The 18,062-nt window shown below is 38.8% G+C and carries 13 protein-coding genes; 6 read left to right on the forward strand and 7 right to left on the reverse strand.

Features of this window, described 5'->3' with window-relative positions; translation table 11 throughout:
* The first annotated feature begins 112 nt into the window (after positions 1 to 112).
* Together ACZOVS_RS06575 and ACZOVS_RS06580 are read left to right on the forward strand one after the other, a co-directional pair.
* Complete coding sequence (locus tag ACZOVS_RS06575) at positions 113 to 391, forward strand: hypothetical protein (protein WP_483996438.1); 279 nt, start codon at positions 113 to 115, stop codon at positions 389 to 391.
* A 464-nt stretch (positions 392 to 855) separates the two neighbouring features.
* The gene (locus ACZOVS_RS06580) at positions 856 to 1,365 is read left to right on the forward strand and encodes a hypothetical protein (protein ID WP_483996439.1); all 510 of its coding nucleotides are present in this window, start codon (positions 856 to 858) and stop codon (positions 1,363 to 1,365) included.
* Between the two features lie 531 nt (positions 1,366 to 1,896).
* On the opposite strand, the gene ACZOVS_RS06585 is transcribed toward ACZOVS_RS06580, so the two are convergent.
* The 7 genes from ACZOVS_RS06585 to ACZOVS_RS06615 all read right to left on the reverse strand — a co-directional run bounded on the left by ACZOVS_RS06585 (position 1,897) and on the right by ACZOVS_RS06615 (position 13,861).
* Positions 1,897 to 5,049: a type I restriction endonuclease subunit R gene (locus ACZOVS_RS06585; protein WP_483996440.1), complete on the reverse strand. Its 3,153-nt coding sequence runs from the start codon at positions 5,047 to 5,049 to the stop codon at positions 1,897 to 1,899.
* 16 nt (positions 5,050 to 5,065) lie between these two features.
* Entirely contained in the window at positions 5,066 to 6,289 is a 1,224-nt protein-coding gene (locus ACZOVS_RS06590) for a restriction endonuclease subunit S (protein ID WP_483996441.1), read from the reverse strand.
* Positions 6,286 to 7,356: a Fic family protein gene (locus ACZOVS_RS06595; RefSeq protein WP_483996442.1), complete on the reverse strand. Its 1,071-nt coding sequence runs from the start codon at positions 7,354 to 7,356 to the stop codon at positions 6,286 to 6,288. Before ACZOVS_RS06595 ends, ACZOVS_RS06590 begins: the two co-directional genes overlap by 4 nt.
* Positions 7,338 to 9,260, reverse strand: a complete 1,923-nt coding sequence (locus ACZOVS_RS06600) for a class I SAM-dependent DNA methyltransferase (protein ID WP_483996443.1) — start codon at positions 9,258 to 9,260, stop codon at positions 7,338 to 7,340. The genes ACZOVS_RS06595 and ACZOVS_RS06600 overlap by 19 nt, the downstream gene beginning before the upstream one ends.
* A gap of 8 nt (positions 9,261 to 9,268) precedes the next feature.
* Positions 9,269 to 9,940, reverse strand: a complete 672-nt coding sequence (locus ACZOVS_RS06605; RefSeq protein WP_483996444.1) for a GIY-YIG nuclease family protein — start codon at positions 9,938 to 9,940, stop codon at positions 9,269 to 9,271.
* Positions 9,941 to 10,700: 760 nt separating this feature from the next.
* Complete coding sequence (gene dnaK, locus ACZOVS_RS06610) at positions 10,701 to 12,620, reverse strand: molecular chaperone DnaK (protein ID WP_483996445.1); 1,920 nt, start codon at positions 12,618 to 12,620, stop codon at positions 10,701 to 10,703.
* 236 nt (positions 12,621 to 12,856) lie between these two features.
* Positions 12,857 to 13,861 carry a DUF4249 family protein gene (locus ACZOVS_RS06615; protein ID WP_483996446.1) on the reverse strand — a complete coding sequence of 335 codons (1,005 nt, stop codon included), beginning with the start codon at positions 13,859 to 13,861 and terminating at the stop codon, positions 12,857 to 12,859.
* A 123-nt stretch (positions 13,862 to 13,984) separates the two neighbouring features.
* Between ACZOVS_RS06615 and panB the strand changes: the two genes are divergently transcribed.
* The 4 genes from panB to gldG all read left to right on the forward strand — a co-directional run bounded on the left by panB (position 13,985) and on the right by gldG (position 18,060).
* A complete protein-coding gene (gene panB, locus ACZOVS_RS06620; protein WP_483996447.1) occupies positions 13,985 to 14,800 on the forward strand; it encodes a 3-methyl-2-oxobutanoate hydroxymethyltransferase in 816 nt (271 codons plus the stop codon).
* 14 nt (positions 14,801 to 14,814) lie between these two features.
* Positions 14,815 to 15,498, forward strand: a complete 684-nt coding sequence (locus ACZOVS_RS06625) for an RluA family pseudouridine synthase (RefSeq protein ID WP_483996448.1) — start codon at positions 14,815 to 14,817, stop codon at positions 15,496 to 15,498.
* Between the two features lie 81 nt (positions 15,499 to 15,579).
* Positions 15,580 to 16,311, forward strand: a complete 732-nt coding sequence (gene gldF / locus ACZOVS_RS06630; protein WP_483996449.1) for a gliding motility-associated ABC transporter permease subunit GldF — start codon at positions 15,580 to 15,582, stop codon at positions 16,309 to 16,311.
* A gap of 9 nt (positions 16,312 to 16,320) precedes the next feature.
* Entirely contained in the window at positions 16,321 to 18,060 is a 1,740-nt protein-coding gene (gldG, locus tag ACZOVS_RS06635) for a gliding motility-associated ABC transporter substrate-binding protein GldG (protein WP_483996450.1), read from the forward strand.
* The last annotated feature ends 2 nt before the right edge of the window (positions 18,061 to 18,062 follow it).

Below are 18,062 nucleotides of genomic sequence, written 5' to 3' on the forward strand. Positions count from 1 at the left end.
TTGAACCGGACACGCAGTTAATTGACAGACTTTTCAAAGAACTCATTTTATTTACTGCCAGAGCCGCTTAGGCTTGGCTAATTTTTAACGAACTATTGTTAAATATAATGAAATGAAAAAGAATATTATAGTTTCACTTATAGTTTTTGTAATAATCAACTTGGTGGTGTATTTTATACTTGGTTTTAGATTAGACATTATAATTTCTTTGGGTATAGTGATGGTATTGGTAACGATAGGAGATTATATAGGCAAAAGAACCGGCATGCAAAAAAAAGTGGAAGAATTGAATGGCAAAAATAAGCTTATTCTGAAGGTTTCTCTTATTGGTGGTGCACTGATTACTATTGTTGCAATTATTATCTTATATCAATATTTTTTCAATCAATAGCATCTCTAAATCACAGTTAAATAATTAAAAAACAGAATGATGTAATGTAATCTCATATTGATGACAATTAACAGATTTGAAATCGAAATGTCAAGATAGGAATGTAACATTATGACGTCTTTACAAACAGGGATACATATTTATTATTTTAGAAAAACCACAATATAGTATCCCTACAAATAAAGAAACATGACATTTTTTTGGATAAAAGAAAAAACATAATTAACTTTGAAGCGAAAAAATTTAAGCCATGAAACACGTCTTGAAACTCATTAAGTAAAGTCTCCGTAGTACTTCATGCGGAGACGGTAATAAGCACAAATTGTTAATACTTAATAATAGAAGAATTTAGGTTATATTCAACATAAATTTTTTATGGATTATATCTCATAAGAATGGTGAAGTAACAAAAAACACGAAAATAATTGTAAATCACGAATTGTAATCTCTAAAAAACACTTATTATGAAACTTTTAAGATTATTAATAATAACAGTTATCTTAATTACATTAGGTTCATGTAAAAAAGTTAAGTTGGAAAATGTCGAATCGGTATATGGTTCATGGCAGTGGTATAATTCATCCGTAGGAGGCGTTATTGGCATGGTGAATACTTCTCATTATCCGGATGATAATGTGGTTTTTGTTTTTAGTTACGAAGACAAAATCAGCATTATTCATAATGGGGAGGTTATAGTATCAGAAGAAAATTATGATATTTTCAAATCAAAAGACAGCCAGTATGGTGAATACCTCATTGAACTGCCAAAACATGTTCTTGATAAAATAGAAAAATGTGATGAACCCCTTGGCAACTATATTGTTGCTAACGGTTATATCAGTATCAGCAACACTGCAACTATTGGCAATATCACGGAGTGTCTTGTAATTACAGATACTAAAGGTGTTGATATGGGAGCAGAAGGAGGTTCGGATTTTCATCGACAGTCTTATTTTATACCTGTAAACCAATAGGTAGAGACTGCAAGTCTTTATGAAACAGTTGTAGGGCTTGGTATTGGTGATGGGTGTCTTGAAGAAAGAGAAATTTCCTAAATAGTACCGTTTCATCGATTTTAAGGTACATATCATTTCTATGGTCTGAAGCAGCTTTTCATCAGTCAGGTTATAATGCAATTCTGCGAAGCTAAATGCATCCCTGCAGGAATGAAAAGATGGAAAAAATTCTGTAAGAAATGGAAAGAATAATATCCTGTTTTTTTTGATAAGATGTATGAAATGTTGAAAAAACAGGCAAATGTATCCTAAATGTATCCTTAAATCAGTGATATGTATCCTGAATGTATCCTTGTTTGTGGAATATATGTTGTGTCAGACAGTACGAAAAGAAGCGTGAAATGATTGTACATAGACATATATGGAGAAGGAATAATATAGTTCGACCGATTGCGGCTTACATTAAAAAGTATACACGTATCAACTGAATACTAATTTTCGGACAAGATTATCAACTGATTTTTTGCAGGATATTATTATTTATTTTGATTATGCAACTTTTCCGTACTGTTGACTAATATAATTAAACACAGCATCACGATAGTAAGTAATGCTTTCATCTGAATAACTTTCAGGTAATTCTTGCCATAGTAAATCCCTTATTGTAATAGCGATAGAAGCTTTTGTTTCCTGTTTGTCAAATGGATGATCCATTGTTTTCAACATAGACTTTATTTTACCTAATAAGTCTTTGGCTACATTCTTCAGCTTTTTGATATCCTCTTTTGACAAATCGTCCTTAAACAATATGTCATACAGTGAAAGTTGTTCGTCATTCTCGAAACCTTCTTTAATATAACGTTTTTCTTCTTCCGACAACTCCTCTGTAAGGTGCATCAGGTCTTCAAAAGTCTTTTCAATGCTTGCCCTGTTCTGTTCAGCATTATAATTGTGAATGATCTCCTGATATTTTTCATAGAAATTGATTCTCGAAGGATTGGCAGACACCATTCGGGCAATACGTTCCTGCAGCAAGTCTTGGATATCTTTCATCACAAGGTTTTTGTCATGTCTTTTTGCAAATTCTCTTCTAAGCAAATCAAAATCAATCTTACTGATATCAAAACGATGGTTCGAACCATTTTCTGATACCATATTGTCAGAATCCGGTTCCAAATGTTCATCAACAATAGCATTAATCGCTACACTTAGATTAGTGATGTCAGCATGTTTGCGTTTTTTCTGCAATTCTTTGTAGATGGCCTCGAGTGCATCCTTCTGCTGTTTCGTTTCATGGGAAACATCGTCACGATTAAGGAATTTCCATAATTTCAGTAATGTCGTGACATAAGTGCTGTAAGTCTTTTGTATTTCTGCCGTTTCACACATTGCATTTGCCGCCGTTTTCAGCAACGACAGTTTCAGGAATGTATCGGCATCAATCAGTTCTTGCAATTCAAAATCATGTTCTTTAAGAAAAGCTGTTGCAGCAGAAACAGTTTCCATAACATGATTGATCAATTCCCGTTTGTCTATTGTCGGATCATTCCTGTATGCACTGTCTTTCGGGCTGATGGTATATTCAGCCAAAGCTTGCCGAAGGGCCTTGACAATGCCTATATAGTCAATAATCAGACCATTGTCTTTACCGTCATCCACACGGTTGGCACGTGCAATGGTCTGCATCAGTGTATGAGCTTTCATCGGTTTGTCGATATAAAGGCACGAAAGCGACTTCACATCAAATCCGGTCAGCCACATGGCACAGACAAATACCACACGCAACGGATTTTCCGCATCCTTGAACTCTTTGTCTAATTCGCGATCTTCCATCTTTTTGCGATGCGGCAGAATGTCGAGTCCCCATTTTCTGAATGTCTGTATTTCGTTCTGCTCTTGCGAAACGACTACAGCCATTTCCGTTTGTTGCATCCATTCCAGTTTGCGCTTTAGCTCCTGTACCTTCTGCTGATACGAACATTTGGATATCTGCTTTTCCAATGCCTCTATTTCTTTCTGCCAATACTCCTGGGCATAATTGTACATGCGCACGCAAGTCACCTTGTTATAACACACCACCATCGCCTTTCCCGAAGTCCACAAATCACTGTAATGACGCACAAAATCCTTAGCGACAATTCTCAGGCGTTTCGGTGCCGTCAGCAAATGCACTTCTTTGGCAAATTCTCGTTCCAGTTTCGTCTGTTGCGAAGCGTCGATTTCGCCCGCCTGTTCCAGAACGGCTGCAATCTCCTCGTTGATTTCCGGGTTCTTCAGATCCTTCAGCCGTTCGCCACGGTTCTCGTAGTATAATGGCACGGTAGCCTTATCGTCAACGGCACGTTTGAAGTCATAGATACTGACATATCCACCAAAAGTTCGGGCAGTTATATTGTCATCACGTAGCAAAGGTGTACCGGTGAATCCGATACGGTTGGCGGTAGGCAACAGGTGCATGAGGTTTTCGGCAAACACACCGTTTTGTGTGCGATGCGCCTCATCACTGATCACAATAATATTATGGTCAGGATAAATCGGTTCGGCATCAGGCTTGTTGAATTTCTGAATCAGGGAGAATATGAAAGAAGGATTGCCTTTCAGCTTCGTTATCAGGTCATCCCCGCTGGTTGCAATGAAACTTTTAGCCTCCACGTTTCCAAGTACACCGCAGTTCTCAAACGTGTCGCTTATTTGCTTGTTCAACTCTTCCCGGTCGGTCAGTACCACTATTGTCGGCGAGCCCTCGAATTTCCGTCTGATTTTACATGCCAAGAACAGCATGGAATAGCTCTTTCCGCTTCCTTGTGTATGCCAGAAAACACCTAATTTTCCGTTCACATATTCCCGGTTCCTGTACATTTCCACTGCCTGGTTCACTCCCAGATACTGGTGGTTTCGCGCCATGATTTTCACCGTTTTTCCGTCGGAGTGGTCGTAGAGTATATAGTTTTCCAGAAGGTCAAGGAAATTTTCTTTTTTACAGATACCGCGCAACATGGTTGGTAGTTCGATATTTCCGTTGTCTGATTCTGTCAATCGTTTCCATTCATGGAAAAATTTCCACTTCGAATCAATCGTACCCACACGGGCTTCCAGTCCGTTGCTGAACATGATGAAGGCGTTGTGGTAAAACAGCTGCGGTATGGTGTCTAAATAATCCCGGTAATTCTGGTTAAAAGCATCCTCCACCTCCACGTTATGGTTCTTCAGCTCGACAAACAGTAATGGTATGCCGTTTACAAATCCCACAATATCCGCTCTGCGCCTATATAGAATACCATAAACCCAAAGTTCCCTGACGCATAGAAAGTCATTATTGTCGGCATTTTCGAAATCTATGACTACAGCTTTTATTTCTTCCGATGTGCCGTCCGGTTTTATACGTGTTACGGGTACGCCGTCGCGGATATACTGATATTTCTGCTCATTTATCTGCATCAGTGTTTGGCTGCTCATTCGTTCTGTCATTCGTTCTATTGCCTCTGCTATTTGTTTGTCGTTTATCCACGGATTCAGCTTTTTCAAGGCTTGTCGGAATCGGCGTGTAAGCAATACTTCATGGTAACTGCTACGACCCAATGTGCCATTTTCGCCCAGCACCTCTTTGTCGTATGCATAAACGGAGGTCCAGCCAAGTTCTTTCTCCATTAACTCGGCGGCACTTTTTTGTATGAGTCTGTCTTCGCTGTAGTCGGTTGACATATCCTTTGTATTTTAGTTATACTTCTATTTCTCCACTCATCAGTTTGGGAAGCAAGCGGTCGCGGGCTTCGATGAGTTTTTCAATTTGAGTAGAGATATTATTAATTCTAGCAAAATATGAATTTACATGTTCTTCAAAAGAATATAGGATATTTTTACTTGGCACAAGAAATGGCATATTTTTTATTATTGTAGAATTAACAGCTTTAGATATACCTGAAGTATTACCAAGCGAATCATAATTGTAGTTCTTTAAATAATAGAAAGTATATGCTCTCCAATTATTTCCTTCTTTTGAAAAATGAGCTATTGCTTCATTTGTACACATAGGGATACTTGTAATAGCAACTCTACCAACTGTTAATTTGAAACTTAAAATCACTGTTCCTACAGGTATTATCTTAACATTGAATTTATCACAAGCCTCCTTTGTCAATTTTTCACTTGTATATGAAATAAATATTTTGTCCTTCATATCGGATATTGATACCCAAGGAATACTATCTTCATTTTCAGTAAACCATTTTTTCTCAACTCTAGGAGGTGTTTTACCTATTGACATTTTGAAAAAATCTTGAGCTTTTTTCTTTTCCCATCCTTCCGGCACCCCATCCACAATCTTCGTATTCTCATGCCCTGGAAAACGTAAATCAACAAACCATTCTTTATAAAGACGCTGTGCTAACTCTTCCAATAACTTAATCTGTTTTTGGTAGTTTTCTATCAAGGAATCGTAACGAGAAAGGATTTCTGCTATACGATTTTGTGTATTAATTGATGGCAAATCTATTGGTACATTTTGAAGAATATTGGTATTCAAATTCAACATTGTAGCTCCAATAGCATGATTAATTATCCAGCCAATCTGTTTTGGTAATTGTAGTTCATAATATATAAATTTTGATTTTGCTAGACTTTTATCAATACTAATTTTTAAACAACCAGTACCACAAAGCCATCCTATTTGACTTTTATCAACAATAGCACATTTAGAAATATCACCTCTACGAGGATAAATAATATCTTCAAATTCCACCTGATATTTAAGTAATTTACAACTTAGGTCAGAAGAAATTCTTGCTATAGTATCGTCACATATCTTTCCATTTATTATATCTTTAGGCATAATAACAGGTACTCCTGTATCCACATAATCAGACTGATGTAATTGAGACCCAAAAGGACCAGTTTGAATATTTAGAGAAATTTCTCCCAACTTCACTTTCTTCCATTCACTCATACCTTCCCCTCCTTTCTATCCTTCAAACTTACCACTTTCCAATATCCTCTCTTATTACTACCCATACGCACAATCATCCCGGCTTTTCTCAACTCGCCCAAACGGCGTTTGATAGTTGCTTCCGATACACCCAATAACGCTCCATATTCAGCATAATTCAGTTTATTATTCTTTAGAATAGCCTGATACAAGCGTTCTGTTATCGGGTCAGATATATTATTTATCGGGTCAGATACCGGTTTTATCAGGTCAGCAGCCTGTGACTTTTTGTATGCTTCTATCTCTTTAGTGATGTTTCGTATATGTTCGTCGAACATAAATTCATAGAAAGGAAGAAGCGTTTCCTGTTCGCGTGCATCAATAAGCGACTGGATATATTCTGCCTTATCATCCTTGACCACTTTCGAAGGAATCAGACCGAATTCATATTGCAAATGGTTCATCACTAATCTTGACATGCGTCCGTTACCGTCAACCCATGGATGAATGGTGACAAGTTGGAAATGAGCGTTAAAACTGAGCTGATATTTGGAGATTACATCGTCTGTACTCAGCAATTCCTTTCGCTGACTGTTTATATATCGGCAAAACTCTTCCAGCTTGGCGGGAACTTTCCGAAAGTTCATGTAGGAGCTTCCTCCCGCGCCGGCTGTAACACCAAGCAAACGCAACTCACCCCTCGACGAGTCAAAACTACCGCTTGCAGTGTTATATTCTCCACCCGTGTTTTTCATCACCAAAGCAGACAAGCCTTTTAACATATCGACAGAAAAATCAGCATGCGCCTTGGCAAGCTTCATTGACTGTTCGTATGCCGCTTTCAAATCCAGATTCATCATCTGCTCCTGCAGGCTGCGTCCTTTTGCCGTGATACCTTCATCAAAAAGCAACTGGTTTTCTATTTCAGTGACCGTGCTGCCTTCAATGGCTGTGGAATGGGTAATAAGGGAATACAGATAAAACTTGTTGTAGTCTATCTGTTCCGCAATGCCCAATGCCTTATATTCATCCAGCAGGGAAAGCAATGTTTCTATCTTATGGTTCATGCTCATTTCAGCGTCTCCCAATCGTTTAATATTTCCTTCATAAGCACGTTTGCTTCTTCGTGCAGTTTTGCCAGTTCCGCATGGATTTCGTTCATACGTTCGTGAAAATCCACACCGTCGTCTTCTGCTTCCGGAACACCAACGTAGGCGCCCGGTGTGAGCGAATAGTTCTTTTCCCCGATTTCGTCCAGAGTGGCAATCTTGCAGAGTCCGGCAATATTCTGATACTCTCCGTTGCCGAATTTCTCGGTCAACCATTCGTGTTCTTCTATAATCATCAGAATTTCCTCAAGCACTTTGCAGAATTTATCTCCTGCCAGCCTCATGGATTTCAGCTCACGCTTTTTCAGCCTTTCTTCCGCCAGCTTGACGCAGCTTTTCGTCCGCTCTATCTGTCCGTTCAGGTTCTTGGATAATTCATCATAGCTGTTCCACGGACGGCCAAGCCATGCCAATGAACCGTTGAACTGACCGGCAGTGTCTCCATCAAGGAAAGACACAAATGAAAGTGCTTCTTCCGAAACGGAACTTACTGCCTCGCTTATATCATGATTATATTTTTCCAACAATGCCTGATATTTGTCTGTTTCTCCACGATAAAGATGGACGATTGCCTGCAAATTGAGCAGCTGCCATTCAGTCCATTCGTTCAGCGTGCGGTCAACAACTGTATAATATTTACGGGCATCTATAAAAAGCACCTTGTCGCGGTTTTCTTCCCGTTTAGCCTTGTCGAAAAACCACAGTGAACAAGGCAATGACAATGTGTAGAAAAAGTTGTTCCCCACGCTGACCATCACATCCACATGTCCGGTCTTTACCAACTGTTCCCTGATGTCGCGGTCTTTGTTGGAACTGTCGGTAGCTGAACTTGCCATGACGAAGCCGGCACGTCCACGTTCATTAAGATAAGCGTAAAAATAATTAATCCAAAGATAATTGGCATTGCCCACCTCCTTGGTTTTGGCATTGACACCAGGCAGTCCGAAAGGAAGGCGTCCCGCACTGAAAGCCGACTCCGATTTTACCTTATCCACATTGAATGGAGGATTGGCTATCACATAATCGCATTTGCCTGCGAGATTGAACGCATCATGATAGAACGAATTGGCTTCATCACCAGACACAATACGTCCGTTAAGACCATGAACAGCCATATTCATCAGACAGAGCTGGGCGTTATATTCCACTTTTTCCTGACCAAAGAATGTCATCTGCGTATTGGCGTTCATTCCTGCCGCATTTACGAAATCACCGGTCTGCACAAACATGCCTCCCGAGCCGCATGCCGGGTCAAGCATCACGCCCTGTTCCGGCTCCAGCACATTGACCAGCATTTTCACCAAAGACTTTGGAGTAAAGAACACCCCATCGTCGCTGGCTACAGCCTTGGCGAATTTCGAAAGAAAATATTCATAGATTCGGCCTATAATGTCGCCGCCCACTTCATCAATGGTCTTATTATTGAAAATGCGCAGCAGTTCGCGGAGCAAATCATCGGCAAACATCGTATATGTTTTGGGCAATACGCCTGTAAGCTGTTCGCTTTGCTCCTCCACCAGTTGCATGGCGTTGTTTACGGCTTCGCCCAACGAATTCACCGGTTGGCCGTCCTTGTTTTTCAAACCGGCAGAAGTGATATTGTCCGGCAAATTGACAAGAAAATCAAACTGAGCTTCCCGAGGGAGATAAAGTGCGCTTTTGGCCTCAAAATCGCTTGGTTCAACAGGCATTACTCTTCCGCCACGTGAAGGACGATCTTTCAATATCTCTGCTTCCACCAATTTATATCTGCTATAAGCATAACGGAGAAACAGCAAAGCTAAAACCGGCATGCAATACTGATTACTTGTCAGTTTGCTGCCTTGTCTCAACAGGTCAGCCGATTCCCAAAGTTCTGCTTCAAGTTTTCGTATATTTATCATATATAATTTTAATATTGTTCCTTTTCCTTTCTCAATTCACTTAACACCTTACCATTATAACTGAAATATTTAGGATCTTGGTATGCTCCCGATGTGTTCTGCTTTTCTTCCGGCAGGAAATTAGCTGTAAATGCAGAGAGGCTATACAGACGGCCATCATACTCAATTTTATCATCACTGGCAATTCTGACAGGCATTCGAAGTGGATCAAAAACAATCGTATCCCCTACATTCAAGCCAATCATATGAAACTTAAACGGAGGCTTTTGGGTCTTGCGTTGTTTTTCTTTAGATTCTGCCTCTATCTTCTTATCTTCATCTTTACTTTTGCTGACAACAGGCTTCCCATCAACATATACATATAGCTCGGCGTCATCTAATAAATCTGCAATATCACGCATAATATCCAAAGCGACAGATGGAGCTATATTGAAAAACTCACGATTCTGTCTTATACGCAAATCCGTCAGACGATCAATCTGTTTATGTATCTGTCTCTCAACTTTAGCATATTTGGTTGTTTTGAGAGTTGCATAAATCTCAAAAGGTAAAGGCACAGCAGTATTATCAAGTTCTTTGCTTCTGACATCTACAGGACGTGAACTTTTACCAATCTTGACCCAATCTTCTCTGAAACTCGGGTTTGTCAATATATAAACATAACCGACTTCATTCTCCATATTAATCTGTTTTTATAAATTATCTATATTATATCTCATAAATTTTACTTTCCGTAAAAGCAACTCCACACTGCTTAAATATAATATCTTGAACGATTTTCCGAAAAAAATTTTGTTTGTTATTTCTCTTCAACAGGAAAATTTTTATGCAAATGATAAATTTTTGTTTCATAATCACTCAAAAAAACATGGATACAAAGATATGAAATATTAATAACTTATAACCATAAGATTCAAAAAACATAACAATATAATTTATAATCAATTTGCAAAATCATTTTGCCTAATGATATTCAGGAATATGTTATTTGTTTTCCAACTGATAGGTAAAGTTTTATTTTATGAAGTCTGTTTTTTAATTGGGAAGAGTATAATATATTATTTTGTAACTATGAAAACAACCATTTAATGAATATAAAATGAGTTGACTTTATTATTTAAAAAGAATACAAACAAAAGGTTCTTTAAACTTATATTGATGAAACTGAAATATAGTTGATAAAGTTGAACGAACATTATTTTAATTTTGTCAACATATTTATTGTTGTATAAAAAATCATGGATATTTAAAAACCAATATAAAAAATCATGCCGTCCGGTAAAAATTGTTTTATGGCATCTAAATATTAGATGTATCCTTATTTAATACACAAATGATATTTTATCATGATAACACAAAGTGTTAGATTGAAATCTGGAAATAAAAAAACAGCGTGTAACTTACAGAGTCACACGCTGTTATCTATAATAATTTTTGAACTTACTTGACTTCCTCAAAGTCAACATCTGTTACATCGTCGTCGCTGTTACCGCTTTGACCGCTGTTAGGGTTCTGGTAACCGCCCTGAGGACCGCTTTGTGCGCCGCCCTGAGGACCGCCGGCGTTCTTGTACATCTCTTCGCTTGCCTTTTGCCATATAGCGTTCATCTCAGCCATTGCAGCGTCAACACCTGCTATATCCTGCGCCTGATGTGCAGTCTTGAGCTTGCCCAAAATATTTTCTATCTCGGCTTTCTTGTCGGCAGGCAATTTGTCGCCATATTCCTTCATCTGTTTTTCCGTTTGGAATATCATGGCGTCGGCAGCATTCAGTTTATCCACTTTCTCACGTTCTTTCTTGTCGGCTTCGGCATTGGCTTCCGCTTCGGCTTTCATTCTCTTGATTTCCTCTTCGCTCAAGCCTGAAGAAGCCTCGATACGTATGCTTTGTGATTTGCCTGTAGCCTTGTCTTTTGCCGATACGTTCAAGATACCGTTGGAGTCAATATCGAAAGTAACCTCTATCTGAGGCACTCCACGTGGCGCCGGAGGTATGCTGTCGAGGTGGAATCTTCCTATGGTCTTATTTTGATTTGCCATAGGTCTTTCACCTTGCAACACATGTATCTCAACAGAAGGTTGGTTATCCACAGCTGTAGAGAACACCTCTGATTTCTTGGTCGGGATAGTGGTATTTGCCTCTATCAGTTTTGTCATCACGCCGCCTAATGTCTCTATACCGAGTGACAACGGGGTAACATCGAGCAACAGCACGTCTTTGACTTCACCAGTCAACACGCCACCTTGTATTGAAGCACCAATAGCCACCACCTCGTCTGGGTTGACACCTTTTGAAGGTTCTTTGCCAAAGAAGTCTCTGACTATGTTTTGAATAGCAGGGATACGTGTAGAACCGCCCACCAGGATGACGTCGTCAATGTCGCTTGTGCTCATTCCGGCATCTTGCAATGCCTTACGGCAAGGCTCTATGGTAGCACGGATAAGGTCGTCGCACAACTGCTCGAACTTAGCACGTGACAACTTACGTACAAGGTGTTTAGGACCTGTTGCGGTAGCTGTGATGTACGGCAGGTTGATCTCAGTTTCGGTCGATGAAGACAATTCTATCTTGGCTTTCTCTGCTGCTTCTTTCAGACGTTGCAATGACATAGGGTCTTTGCGGAGGTCTAAACCTTCTTCTTTCATAAATTCTTCTGCCAGCCAGTTGATAATCTTCTCATCGAAGTCATCACCACCGAGGTGAGTATTACCGTTGGTGGACTTCACTTCGAATACTCCGTCTCCCAATTCAAGGATAGAGATATCGAATGTTCCGCCTCCGAGGTCATAAACAGCTACTTTGACATCGTTTTTCTTCTTGTCGAGACCGTAAGCCAAAGCTGCTGCAGTAGGTTCGTTTATGATACGACGGACTTTAAGACCAGCTATCTCACCGGCTTCTTTAGTAGCCTGACGTTGTGAGTCGCTGAAATAAGCCGGCACTGTGATGACAGCTTCCGATACTGTCTGTCCCAAGTAATCTTCGGCTGTCTTCTTCATTTTTTGAAGTATCATTGCCGAGATTTCCTGTGGTGTATATGTCTTTCCATCTATGTCTATACGCGGAGTGTTGTTGGGTCCTTTTATTACTTTATAAGGTACTCTTCCAATCTCGCTTTGGACTTTGTCGTAAGTCTCGCCCATAAAACGTTTGATGGAATATATTGTTCTTAACGGGTTGGTGATAGCCTGACGTTTGGCAGGTTCTCCCACTTTACGTTCACCATTATCTGTGAATGCCACTACTGATGGTGTGGTGCGGTGTCCTTCACTATTCGGAATGACAACCGGTTCATTGCCTTCCATCACTGCAACACATGAATTTGTTGTTCCTAAGTCTATACCGATAATTTTTGACATGTTTTTATCTCCTATTTATTATTTGTTGTTCTTTTTTGTCATCATTTTGTCAATCTTTGTGCCAAAATGAAATTCTTGGCAAATATTTGGTCAATAAAATCAAAAAGAACCACTATTTTAGTGATTCTTAATGACTTATATCATATTAAACGTTGTTGTTATTACTGACAAACTGCTTTTTTATTACTGACAAACTTTAAAAAACAGTGACAAAACGACAGAAAAACATGTCTTTATCATGGTTCATAAACAAATCCCCATTCAGGATAATTATTTGATAAATTCTTTCTTGTCAACTGATTAATGGTGAAATTCTTTGAAAGAATGAAACGAGACGACATAAGACCTATGCCGTTTTCTATGTTGGAATATTCAGGAGTATCCTGTATTGCACTACTGCTGTTGTTTGCTAACATGTAATCGTATAATTCTTCGCCGACGGCAGTAATGACAACTTCGAAATTGCCGAAATAACGTTTTACGCCTTGAGGACTGTTGTTGATAATATTTACATCTGAGTTGAGTTGACTATAAAAATCTGAAGGTATATGAGTTGTATGTAGATACATATCGGTGATCAACTCTTCGTATGTTCCGGTACCCATGTTCCATTTCATTGAATAGTACATAGTATCTGTACTTCCGGGATTAAGCTGTTTATAGTGGAAATAGCCAATAGCCTCATAATATGCTGCGTGTGTGGCAGAAATATCATCATATCTCCAACGTATCTGATTGGATTGATTGGATACGTTAGATTCGAATGATATAGTATTATTGATATATGAAGCAAAAACAAATTCACTTATTATTTTTACTTCTGAAGAAATAATGGTACCATCTCTTTTCTTTATAATCAATTGATATGTATCTCCATCCTGTAATTTATGTGTCGTATAGTAATAAAGTTGTTGACAGTCGCTGTAAAATGGAGTATTAGGGTCGTATGGTTTATAAACGGAAACAGTGTCGAGTATTATGGTGTCGTTATGACGTTTATTAACCAAACGTACATCAAGTTTATAATCGTAATTGCTAAGGTCGTAATTGAGAGCATTTTCGTTGGCATTGCCGGTGAATGATTTGGTTATTTTTACATAATTGGTATCCAAACCCGGGTTCAGCATGGCATAAACTATGGTATATTCTTCACCATCAGCAAATAAATCGACATCTGTACTGCAAGATTGAAAAACCAAGGCAGTTATAAAAAATAGAAATATGATATGTAACCTCTTCATCTTTATGTTCAATTATGAATGTCAAAACGTGCAAAGATACATCATTATTATGATTCCTGGTACAAAAAAAGTGACATTGAATAAATTTTTTATATTTTTGTGGCGTAATTAAATAAATTGAAGATGTATTTATCGCATAATGTATCGCTTATTACAACCCATGTGCTTCAGGAGATGAAGAACAAGGGAGAGAAGATAGCTGTTCTTACTGCCTATGATTATTCTATGGCCAAGATACTCGATGAGTCCAATATTGATGTTATTTTGGTCGGTGACAGTGCTTCCAATGTCATGGCCGGGTATAAGACTACTTTACCCATCACTCTTAACGAGATGATATATCATGCTTCATCGGTGGTACGAGCAGTGTCTCGTGCTTTTGTCGTTGTTGACTTGCCTTTCGGTACTTATCAGGGCAATTCCAAAGAAGCATTGAATTCTGCAATACGTATCATGAAAGAATCCGGTGCCAATGCGGTTAAGATGGAAGGAGGTCGCGAAATCATAGAGTCGGTGGAACGTATTGTAAGCGCAGGCATACCTGTGATGGGGCATCTTGGACTTACTCCTCAGAGTATCAACAAGTTTGGTACTTACGTGGTGCGAGCCAAAGATGTTGACGAGGCTCAAAAACTGCGTAAAGACGCCTTGTTGTTACAGGAAAAAGGTTGTTTCAGCATAGTGTTTGAAAAGATTCCGGCACAACTTGCATCAGAGGTGACGGCATCACTGAAGATACCTACCATTGGCATAGGTGCCGGCTCCGGTTGCGACGGACAAGTGTTGGTGCTTCACGACATGTTGGGAATAAATACCGATTTCACTCCTCGTTTTTTGCGTAGATATAATAATCTATACAATATTATCAAGGATTCCGTACATTCCTACATAAGAGATGTTAAGGATGTTACTTTTCCTAATGAAAAGGAACAATATTAATTTACGGATTTGTCATGGATATCAAAGACCGTATTTTGTATGAAGACAATCATCTGCTGATTGTAAATAAGTTATCGTCGGAGATAGTACAAGGGGACAAAACAGGCGATATATGTCTTCTTGATAAGGTAAAAGCTTATATCAAAGAGAAATATCACAAACCAGGAGAGGTATTTGCCGGTTTGGTACATAGAGTGGACCGTCCGGTCAGCGGTGTTGTGGTATTTGCTCGTACAAGTAAGGCTCTTAGCAGAATGACGGAGAAAGTGAAGAACAGAGATTTTCATAAGACTTATTATGCGTTGGTGAAAAATTGCCCGCCAAAAACAGAAGATGAACTGTCGGATTATATGATAAAAAACGAACAGCAAAACAAATCTTATATAGTAAAGCCGGGCACCAAAGGGGCTAAGTTGGCACAACTGCGTTATCGTGTGGTGGCTGATTGTGATAATTATTATCTGTTGGAAATAGACCTCATGACCGGTCGGCATCATCAGATAAGGGCGCAACTTGCTCATATCGGATGTCCTATAAAAGGAGACCTGAAATATGGTTTTCCACGTTCCAATCCGGATGGGTCTATAGGTCTTCATGCTTATAAGGTTGTATTTGAGCACCCTACATTGAAAACAGAGTTGTGCGTCAAGGCTCCATTACCTGATGTCATGCCATGGAAAGCTTTTGATATAGAATGACAAAAGAGCTTTTTTTATGATATCACAATAAATTAAATAAAAAATCGTATCTTTGTAAGATAATTAATAGGTGAACAATGTATGTATGCACTGTTTAAGAAAGAAATCAGCAATTTTTTAGGCTCCTTGATAGGAATAATGGTTGTTGTTGTGTTTTTACTCATAACCGGTTTGTTTTTATGGGTGTTCCAAAGTGATTTTAATGTTATGACGTTTGGCTATGCCAATCTCGACAGTTTGTTTATACTTGCTCCATGGGTATTTCTGTTTTTGGTACCTGCCGTTACAATGCGCAGTTTTGCTGAAGAACGGCGTACCGGTACAATAGAAATGCTTCTTACCAAACCGTTGTCGGATTGGCAGATAGTAACAGGCAAATATTTTGCGGGTGTGGTTCTCGTGATAATAGCTCTTTTACCGACATTGATATATTATATATCTATATATCAATTAAGTCTGCCTGTTGGTAATGTCGATAACGGTGGTTTTTGGGGATCTTATATAGGATTGTTTTTCTTAAGTGCCACATTTGTGTCGATAGGCTTGTTTTGTAGTTCTGTGACAAACAATCAAATACTCGCTTTTATCTTGTCTGTGTTTTTATGCGGATTCCTTTATCTCGGTTTCGATTTGATTTATTCCATGGCTCTTTTCGGCAAGGTTGACCTTTTCATTCAGCAACTTGGAATGGCAAATCACTACAGTTCTATGAGCAGGGGCGTCATCGATACTCGTGACCTTATATATTTTCTCAGTGTCATTGTGTTGTTTTTGAGTTTGACAAAACTTACTTTGTCAATACGTAAATGGTAGGAGGGGAATATGGACAGTAAAAGAAAAAATGTCAAAAGAAATGATATAATATCAATATTGGTATTATTAGTGTTGATAATAGTAGTCAATGTCATAAGTTCTGTGGTTTATACTCGTTTTGACCTTACAAGCGAGAAACGTTATACCTTGTCGGAGACTTCAAAAGACATATTGCGCAATCTCGATGATTATGTGTATTTCCGTGTGTATTTGGAAGGAGACTTTCCTGCCGGATTTAAAAAACTGCGTAAGGAGACAAAAGAGATGCTCGATGAGTTCAGGGCTTATAGCAAATTTATAGATTATGAATTTATCAACCCGTCGGAAAGCAATGATGCCGCAGAACGTAGCGAGACTTACAAGTTGTTATATCAAAGTGGTTTGAATCCTACAGAATTGGCTATACAAACCAAAGAGGGTTCACAACAAATTGTTATTTGGCCTTGCGTTCTGTTAAGTTATCGTGAGAAAGAAATGCCCATTGATTTGCTTGACACCCAACTTGGGAAGTCTTCGGAAGCAGTACTTAACAATTCTATTCAAAATTTAGAATACAAGTTCATCAGTGCCATAAAAGACATATCCGTTCAAAACAAGCCTTCAATAGCTTTTATTGAGGGACATGGGGAACTTAATGAAAATGAGGTGTTCGACATAACGAAGACATTATCTAAAAAATACTCGGTTAAACGTATTACTATAGACGAGCAGATAAGTGCTTTGAATCGTCGTACAAAAAGAGCTGACAGCACAACGGTGATAGAACCGATTTATGATGCCATTGTGATAGCGAAACCTACACAACCATTTTCTGAAAAGGATAAATTTATTATAGATCAGTATGTGATGTATGGCGGTAAAGTGTTATGGCTAATCGACCCTGTCTCTGCTACCATGGACAGTTTGATGAACTCTGAATCTACAATGGGTACAGCTCTTGATCTTAATCTCGATGACCAGTTGTTTAAATATGGTGTCAAGTTAAATAAAAATTTGCTTTTGGACTATAATTGTGCTGCCATAGCATTAAGAACAGGACAGATAGGAGGACAGGCACAGATAGAATATTATAGATGGTATTATTTCCCTTTGCTCAATGCCGCTTCCAAGAATCCCATAGTCAACAATATAAACTTGTTAAAAGCTGATTTTATAAGTTCTATGGAAGCCACTACATCGAGTCCCGGCATTCAGAAGATACCTTTGTTGAGGACTTCGGATTACACCAAGATATCGGGAGTTCCCGTATTCATCACTTTGGGTATTTTGAAACAGCCTGCAGACCAGAGGATGTTTTCTCAAAAAGGCCAGATGGTGGCTTATCTTCTCAAGGGACGATTTGAGTCATTATATGCCAACAGGATGGCCACTGCCATTGTGGAGTCTGATGAAATAGGTTTTAAAGAAGAAAGCGTGCCGACAAGCATGATTGTTGTAGCTGATGGTGATATCATCCGCAATCAGTTTCATATTCCACAAGGGTATCCACTTCCATTGGGATTCGATCAATATACACAAGTGACATACGGTAATAAAGACTTTATAGAGAATGCCATCAGTTATCTTGTTGACGGCGAAGGCCTTATCAGCATACGTTCTCGAGAACTGAAAATACGTCTGCTTGACATGAACAAAGTCAACAATAATACGATGTTATGGCAGATACTCAATGTTGTTGTGCCGAGTGTCATTGTGATAATTTTCGGACTTGTTTTTGCTTTTGTGAGAAAAAGGAAATATACAAAATAACT

Source organism: Candidatus Limimorpha avicola, assembly GCF_056978975.1.

Coding starts and splice junctions, on each gene's coding strand:
- ACZOVS_RS06605 (WP_483996444.1), bottom strand. CDS start 9,940: ATGGAGAATGAAGTCGGTTATGTTTATATATTGACAAACCCGAGTTTC.
- ACZOVS_RS06590 (WP_483996441.1), bottom strand. CDS start 6,289: ATGAGTGAATGGAAGAAAGTGAAGTTGGGAGAAATTTCTCTAAATATT.
- ACZOVS_RS06625 (WP_483996448.1), top strand. CDS start 14,815: ATGGATATCAAAGACCGTATTTTGTATGAAGACAATCATCTGCTGATT.
- gldG (WP_483996450.1), top strand. CDS start 16,321: ATGGACAGTAAAAGAAAAAATGTCAAAAGAAATGATATAATATCAATA.
- ACZOVS_RS06615 (WP_483996446.1), bottom strand. CDS start 13,861: ATGAAGAGGTTACATATCATATTTCTATTTTTTATAACTGCCTTGGTT.
- ACZOVS_RS06580 (WP_483996439.1), top strand. CDS start 856: ATGAAACTTTTAAGATTATTAATAATAACAGTTATCTTAATTACATTA.
- panB (WP_483996447.1), top strand. CDS start 13,985: ATGTATTTATCGCATAATGTATCGCTTATTACAACCCATGTGCTTCAG.
- ACZOVS_RS06600 (WP_483996443.1), bottom strand. CDS start 9,260: ATGATAAATATACGAAAACTTGAAGCAGAACTTTGGGAATCGGCTGAC.
- ACZOVS_RS06575 (WP_483996438.1), top strand. CDS start 113: ATGAAAAAGAATATTATAGTTTCACTTATAGTTTTTGTAATAATCAAC.
- dnaK (WP_483996445.1), bottom strand. CDS start 12,620: ATGTCAAAAATTATCGGTATAGACTTAGGAACAACAAATTCATGTGTT.
- gldF (WP_483996449.1), top strand. CDS start 15,580: ATGTATGCACTGTTTAAGAAAGAAATCAGCAATTTTTTAGGCTCCTTG.
- ACZOVS_RS06585 (WP_483996440.1), bottom strand. CDS start 5,049: ATGTCAACCGACTACAGCGAAGACAGACTCATACAAAAAAGTGCCGCC.